Consider the following 7,129-nt stretch of genomic DNA (forward strand, 5'->3'; position numbering starts at 1 on the left):
CATGGGGCAAGGCCTCCGGCTCGATCCTGCCCTGAGCCAGGGCTCCCGCCTTCGGCTCCGCCACGGGCCGAAACGCCCGGCCTCACCGTGGGCTGGGAATCCCGGCCTCACCATGGGCCAGGAATCCCGGTTCGGCCCCGCTCCGAGCCGAGACTCCCGGCTTCGGCCCTGTCATGGGTTGAGACTCCCGGCTCCGGCCTCGCCGTGGACCGGGATCGCGCGGATCCCGGGTTCCGCCGTGCGGCGGGAGCCGGGTCTCGGTCACCAGGAGCCGAAGACGGTCTCCCCGTTGGCGCTGATGGCGGTGGCGAGCTCGGTGATGTCGGTCCCCTTGACCTCGGCGAGGCAGCGCAGCGTGAGCGGTATGAGGTAGGGCGCGTTGGGCTTGCCCCGGTGGGGGGTGGGCGGCAGGTAGGGCGCGTCGGTCTCGACGAGGATGAGCTCCTGCGGCGCGACCCGCGCGGCCTCACGGAGGTAGGCGGCGTTCTTGTAGGTAACCGGACCGGAAAATGACATGAAATATCCGGCATCGAGGCACTGCTTCGCCATCCCGGCGTCACCGGAGAAACTGTGGAACACCACGACCTCGGGAGCGCCCTCCTCGGCCAGCACGCGCAGCACGTCGTCGTGGGCCTCGCGGTCGTGGATCACCAAGGCCTTGCCGGTCCGCTTGGCGATCTCGATGTGCGCGCGGAAGCTGGCGTGCTGGTCGTCCTTCGACGCCCAGTCGCGGTAGTAGTCGAGCCCGGTCTCCCCCACCGCCCTGACGTGCGGCAGGCGGGCCAGCCGCTCGATCTCGGCGAGGGTCTCCGGCGTCGAGGCGTGCGCCTCGTTGGGGTGGATGGCCACCCCGGCGTAGACGTCCCCGTGGAGGGCGGCCGTCTCGGCGTTCCAGCGCGAGGACGGCAGGTCGTAGCCGATCGTGACGAGCCGCGTCACGCCGACGGCACGGGCCTCGTCGAGAATGCCCTCGACGCTCGTCCTGGCCGCCTGCGCGGCCTGGGCCACCGGATCCCCCGAGGACGCCTGGCGGTTGCCCACCATGATGTCCAGGTGGCAGTGGCTGTCGAACACCTCTGCCGGTAGAGGTTTGGGCGCGGCGGGAAGATTCGGCGTGCTCACGGCGTCCAACCTACCGAGAAGCCGGTGCGGCCCGCGCCCGGCACCGGGCGGCGGGCCGCAGGCTCCCAGCGGGCCGCGAGCGTCCTGGCCTGGCCGCGAGCGTCCCAGGGACCGCGAACGCCTCAAAGATCGCGAGCGTCAGGACCGTGAACGGCAGGACCGTGAGCGCCCTACTCGCCCAGACGGGCCAGCTCCTCCTCGACGATCTTGGGGTCCAGCTTGACGAACAGCCGGACCGGCGGGGCGAGCGGGGAGCCTACCCGGATCGGGGTCGACTCCCAGCGCGCGGCGCCGTCGTAGGAGCCGGTGATGATCGGGTAGGTCCGGCCGTCGTCGTCGGTGACCTCCTGGATCTCCGGCATGCCCGACCAGACGCCGGTGCCGCCGAGCATCGCGTAGATCTTGTTGGAGGAGTTGGGCAGGACCGGGGTGAGCAGCGTCTTGGCGTCGTCCACGACCTGCAGCGCGACGTGCAGGATGGTCTTCACCCGCGCGGGGTCGTCCTTGATCTTCCAGGGCTCCTGCTCGGCCAGGTATCGGTTGGCCTCGCGGATGACCTCGAACGCCTCGTTCGTCGCGTTCTTGAAGCGGCAGTGCTGGAACTCGGCGGCGACCTTCGGGAAGGCCGCGCGGCTGCGCTCCAGCATGGCGCGGTCGGCGTCGGTGAGGTCGCCCGCCTCGGGGATGACCCCGAAGTTCTTGGCGGCCATCGAGATCGAGCGGTTCACCAGGTTGCCCCAGGCCGCCACCAGCTCGCCGTTGTTGCGGTTGAGGAACTCCGACCAGGTGAAGTCGGTGTCCTGGTTCTCCGGGCCCGCCACCGCGATGTAGTAGCGCAGCGCGTCGGCGTCGTAGCGCTCCAGGAAGTCGCGCACGTAGATGACCACCGAGCGGGAGGAGGAGAACTTGCGCCCCTCCATCGTCAGGAACTCGCTGGAGACGACCTCGGCGGGCAGGTTCAGCGCGCCGAGGGAGCCCGGCTCGCCGTCGCGGGCCCCCTGGCCGTTGTAGCCGAGCAGCATCGCCGGCCAGATCTCCGCGTGGAAGACGATGTTGTCCTTGCCCATGAAGTAGTAGCCCAGGGCCTCGGGGTCCTGCCACCACTGACGCCAGGCCTCGGGGTCGCCGGAGCGGCGGGCCCACTCGATGGAGGCGCTGAGATAGCCGATGACCGCGTCGAACCAGACGTAGAGCCGCTTGTTGGCCTGGTCGCTCCAGCCCTCCAGCGGGATCGGCACACCCCAGTCGAGGTCGCGGCTGATCGCGCGGGGCTGCATGTCGCCGAGCATGTTGAGGGCGAACTTCAGCACGTTGGGCCGCCAGTCGCCCTCCTTGGAGCGCAGCCACGACGCCAGGACCTCGGCGAACGCGGGCAGGTCGAGCATGAAGTGCTCGGTCTCCACGAAGACCGGCGTCTCGCCGTTGACCTTGCTCACCGGGTTGATCAGCTGGATCGGGTCGAGCTGGTTGCCGCAGTTGTCGCACTGGTCGCCGCGGGCGCTCTCGTAACCGCAGATCGGGCAGGTGCCCTCGATGTAGCGGTCGGGCAGGGTGCGCCCGGTGGAGGGCGAGATGGCGCCCATCGTGGTCTGGGGGAAGATATAGCCGTTGGCGTGGAGTCCCTTGAAGATCTCCTGCGTGACCGCGTAGTGGTTTTCCGTGGTGGTCCGGGTGAACAGGTCGTAGGAGAGCCCCAGCGCCTGGAGGTCCTCGACGATCACCCTGTTGTAGCGGTCGGCGAGCTCGCGGGCGGTGAGGCCCTCCTTGTCGGCCTGGACCTGGATCGGGGTGCCGTGCTCGTCGGTCCCGCTCACCATGAGGACCTTGTTGCCCGCCATCCGCTGGTAGCGGCTGAAGACGTCGGACGGCACGCCGAATCCGGAGACGTGCCCGATGTGGCGAGGGCCGTTGGCGTAGGGCCAGGCGACCGCGGTCAGGATGTGCTGGGACATGGTGCAAGCCTAAGGGACGCGGCCCCGGGCCTTGGTGCGGTCACGGTTCTCCGGGGGCCCCTGTTTCCCCCGGGTCACCGTGGCGCTCAGGGCAGCTGCGGGGAGACCGGCGCGGCACCGTCGGCGGGGGTGGCCACCGGCTCGCCCGCGGCGGCGCGGCTGACGGCCTCGGCGGCCTCCTCGGCGGCGGAGGCGGCCACGTCGATGGGCGTCTCCTTGGTACGGCGGATGCCGAGGATGCTGATGAACAGCGCCGCGAAGATCGTCTGGAAGCTCACGATCAGCGCGGTGGCCGAGGGCACGACGATGCGCAGCGACTCCGAGGGGATCAGCGGGCCGAAGCTGCGCGTCTGCCAGTGGACGAGCGAGGCGACCAGGCCGCCCAGACCGCCCAGGGCGAGCAGGCCGCCGACGACCAGGCCCTTCTCCAGGCTCACGATGTCGACGAGCTTGCGCACCCTCCTGTCCTCGGGCAGGAAGCCCTCCTCGGCCGCGTACACCTTGGTGAACAGGGCGAACAGGGCCGCCTGGAAGCCGATCACCACCATGGCCGAGGCACCGACCAGGGTGTCGACGTCGAAGGCGAGCTTGCCGATGTAGACCGGGCCGAAGGTCAGGGCGGCGCCCGCGACCAGGCCGAAGGTCATCAGGACCAGGCCGGGGATGAAGAACAGCCAGCGCGGGCTGTAGAGCATCAGGAAGCGCAGGTGGCGCCAGCCGTCACGCCAGGAGCGCAGGTGCGGCGGGCGGGAGCGGCCGTCGGGCGACAGCGTGGTGGGCACCTCGCGCACGTCCAGCCCGGACAGCGTCGAGCGGACCACCATCTCGCTGGCGAACTCCATGCCGCCGGTCTGCAGGCCGAGCCTGAGGATGGAGTCGCGCCGGAAGCCGCGCAGCCCGCAGTGGAAGTCGCCGATCGCGCTGGGGAAGAAGAGGCGGCCGATGAAGGAGAGCACCGGGTTGCCCAGGTAGCGGTGGAGCGGGGGCATCGCGCCCGGCGCGATGCCGCCCTTGAACCGGTTGCCCATCACCAGGTCGGCACCGTCACGGAGCTGCTCGACGAACGGCAGCAGGGCGGTGAAGTCGTAGGAGTCGTCCGCGTCGCCCATGATGACGTAGCGGCCGCGGGCCGCGCGGATTCCCCCCATCAGCGCGTTGCCGTATCCCTTGGCGTCGACGTGCACGACCCGGGCCCCGGCCTCGCGCGCGAGTTGCTGTGAGCCGTCCGTGCTGCCGTTGTCGGCGATCAGGACTTCCCCGTCGATCCCGTGCTCCCGCATGCAGGCGAGCGCCTTGCGTACGCAGGTCTCCACGGTCTCCGCCTCGTTCAAGCAAGGCATGACCACGGTCAGTTCCACGTCTCAACCCTTCACTCACTGCACAAGCCAATCTCACCATGATGCCCTCTAGAGTCCCCTGCCCGGGTCAACTCCCCGAAACGGCTGGCATCCTGTAATGCATGGTGACCGTCGCCGACCGCCCTCGCCTGGACGCGCCTCCGCCCGGCCGGGTCCCGCGCCTGCGGGCGTTCCTGTACCGGCATCGCCTCTTCGTGGGCGTCCTCGCGCTGGCCTTCCTGCTGCGTGTGGTCACCATGCTCGGGTACGGCCCGGCCCTGTGGTTCAACGACTCCTACGAGTACGTCTCCGGGGCGGTGAACCCCGACCGGCCCAGTGCCCTGCGGCCGAACGGTTACTCCTTCCTGCTCCTGCTGCTGAGGCCGCTGCACAGCTTCGCCCTGGTGGCCTTCGTCCAGCACCTGATGGGCCTGGGCGTCGCGGTGCTGATCTACGCCCTGCTGCGCGTCAGGTTCCGGCTGCCCGGCTGGGGGGCGACGCTGGCCGCGGTGCCGGTGCTCTTCGACGCGTACCAGATCCAGCTCGAACACCTGGTCATGTCCGACGCGATGTTCGTGCTGCTGGTCGTGGGCGTGATCACGCTGGTGCTCTGGCACCGGCGGATGTCCTGGCGGCTCGGCGCGGTGGTCGGGCTGCTGCTCGCCCTCACCGCGCTCACCCGGTCGATCGGCCTGCCGATCCTCGTGCTGGTCGTGATCTACCTGATGGTGAAGCGCACGCCCTGGAAGACGATCGCGGCGATGATCACCGCGTGCGCCCTCCCGGTGGTCGGCTACATGGCCTGGTTCGCGTCCGCACACGGCAATTTCGCGATGACCAACAGCGACGGCGCGATCCTCTACATGCGGACGGCGCTCTTCGCCGACTGCACGAAGATGAGGGTCGATCCACGCCAGGAGCTGGAGCTGGCGCTGCTGTGCATCAGCGAGCCCCCGAGCGAGCGCCACTTCTCCGGGCAGAAGTATCTCTGGTGGGCGCAGAACGGCCAGCGCTTCCACGCCTTCGGGGTGGGCACCACCTTCACCCCGGAGATGAACAAGACCGCGGGCGCGTTCGCCCAGCGGGCCATCCTGTCCCAGCCGCTCGACTATCTCGGCATCGTGGCCGGAGACTTCTTCCGCGCTTTCCACTGGGGCCGGCCGCGCTTCCCCGACGCCAAGACCTACCTGCAGTACGAGTTCCCGCCGACGACCAAGGTCCTGCCCGCCTGGTCGTCGTACCGGGGCAGCACCGACACCGACGCGCGCGTGTACGACCCGGGCCTGCGGGTCGCGAAGATCCAGGAGAAGCCGCGCGTGGTCGGCACCGACGTCACCAACCCGTGGGCCGGTTTCCTCCAGGTCTACCAGCGGATCGTCCGGCTGCCCGGCATCGTGCTCGGGGTGCTGCTGCTGATCGGGCTGGCCGGGGTGGCGGTGCGCTGGCGGAAGCTGGGCGGGCCGGTGCTGCTGCCGTGGCTGGCGTCGTTCGGCCTCATCCTGGCCCCCGCGGCGACGGCCGAGTTCGACTACCGCTACCTGCTGCCCGCGGTGCCGCTGGCCTGCCTGGCGGCGGCGATCTCGCTGCGCCACGGGTTCTCCGGGCGCGCCGCCACAGCGCCCGCCACCACCGTCACCCCCGGCGACGTCACCTCGGGCGCCGTCATATCGGACGCCGTCGCATCGGGCGCCGTCACGAGCGGCGACGTCACGGACGACCCGGCCGAGGGCGATCCCGCCACGACCGGCCCGGTCCTGATCGGCCCCGCGGCACCGCCCGCCGTCCCCCCCGGCCCCGCGAACCCCGGACCCGTCACTCCTGAACCCGTCGCCCCCGAACCCGTCACACCCAGCTCCGGAACAGCATCCGCGCCCACCACTGGGAGTGCGGGATGAGCTCGGCGACCAGCACCGGGTAGAGCCACCCGAGGTTGATCAGCGCGAGGAGCGTGAAGGCTCCGACGACCGCGGCCCCGATCGCCCTGCGGTTGGGCGTGGCGTCCGCCCGTCCGATGATCAGCCCGGCGGCCAGGGTGAGCGCGAGGATCATGAAGGGGAGCATCGTGATCGCGTAGAACAGGTACATCGTCCGGTTGTCGGCGAGGGCGTAGTAGAACCAGGGGAGCCATCCGGCGGCGTAGCCGAGGAGCACGGCTCCGGCCCGCCAGTCGCGGGTGGCGACGTACCAGGCGATCATGGCGATGAGGGCGATGAGACCCCCGTACCAGATGACCGGGGTGCCGACCCCGAGGACGGCCTCGGCGCAGCTGTCGGCGCCGCATCCGGTCTTGTCGGGCGGGTAGTGGAACGCCACCGGGCGGGAGAGGAGGGGCCAGGTCCAGGGGGCCGACTGGTAGCTGTGCCCCTCGTCCAGCCCGGTGTGGTAGCCGAGCACCTGGAAGTGGTAGCTCAGCCACGACCGGACCGAGTCGAAGACGAAGAACCCGGGCCCCTGCGAGGTCGCCTGCGCCCAGTTGCGGCCCCAGCCCAGCGGCGAGGCGAACCAGCCGGTCCAGGAGGCGAGGTAGGTGACGGCGGGCAGCAGGCCCATCACCAGCACGACGCCGGTCAGGTCCCTGTTCAGCGCTCCCACGTACGGCCTGCGCAGGCCGATCGCCCGGCGGGCGCCCGCGTCCCAGACCAGCGACATCACCGCGAAGGCGACGAGGAAGAAGACGCCCGACCACTTCACCGCGCACGCCGCGCCCAGGCACACCCC

Annotated in this window: 5 protein-coding genes; 1 reads left to right on the top strand and 4 read right to left on the bottom strand. The window is 70.4% G+C overall.

Annotated elements, in window-relative coordinates; all coding sequences use genetic code 11:
- Nucleotides 1–261: 261 nt before the first annotated feature.
- From ABD817_RS29580 to ABD817_RS29590, 3 genes are all read right to left on the bottom strand, one after another.
- Nucleotides 262–1,122: a TatD family hydrolase gene (locus ABD817_RS29580; RefSeq protein ID WP_344921484.1), complete on the bottom strand. Its 861-nt coding sequence runs from the start codon at nucleotides 1,120–1,122 to the stop codon at nucleotides 262–264.
- Nucleotides 1,123–1,292: 170 nt separating this feature from the next.
- A complete protein-coding gene (gene metG, locus ABD817_RS29585; RefSeq protein WP_344921485.1) occupies nucleotides 1,293–3,074 on the bottom strand; it encodes a methionine--tRNA ligase in 1,782 nt (593 codons plus the stop codon).
- Between the two features lie 86 nt (nucleotides 3,075–3,160).
- Entirely contained in the window at nucleotides 3,161–4,432 is a 1,272-nt protein-coding gene (locus tag ABD817_RS29590; RefSeq protein WP_344921486.1) for a glycosyltransferase, read from the bottom strand.
- A 101-nt stretch (nucleotides 4,433–4,533) separates the two neighbouring features.
- Here ABD817_RS29590 and ABD817_RS29595 point away from each other — a divergent pair, with 101 nt between their 5' ends.
- A complete protein-coding gene (locus tag ABD817_RS29595) occupies nucleotides 4,534–6,306 on the top strand; it encodes a hypothetical protein (RefSeq protein WP_344921487.1) in 1,773 nt (590 codons plus the stop codon).
- Here the strand turns inward: ABD817_RS29595 and ABD817_RS29600 are convergent.
- Nucleotides 6,254–7,129 (bottom strand): dolichyl-phosphate-mannose--protein mannosyltransferase (locus tag ABD817_RS29600; RefSeq protein WP_425583419.1); only part of this gene is annotated, 876 nt, incomplete at its 5' end. The genes ABD817_RS29595 and ABD817_RS29600 overlap by 53 nt on opposite strands.

The organism is Streptosporangium oxazolinicum, from assembly GCF_039537505.1.
In the GTDB taxonomy this organism is placed as follows: Bacteria; Actinomycetota; Actinomycetes; order Streptosporangiales; family Streptosporangiaceae; genus Streptosporangium; species Streptosporangium oxazolinicum.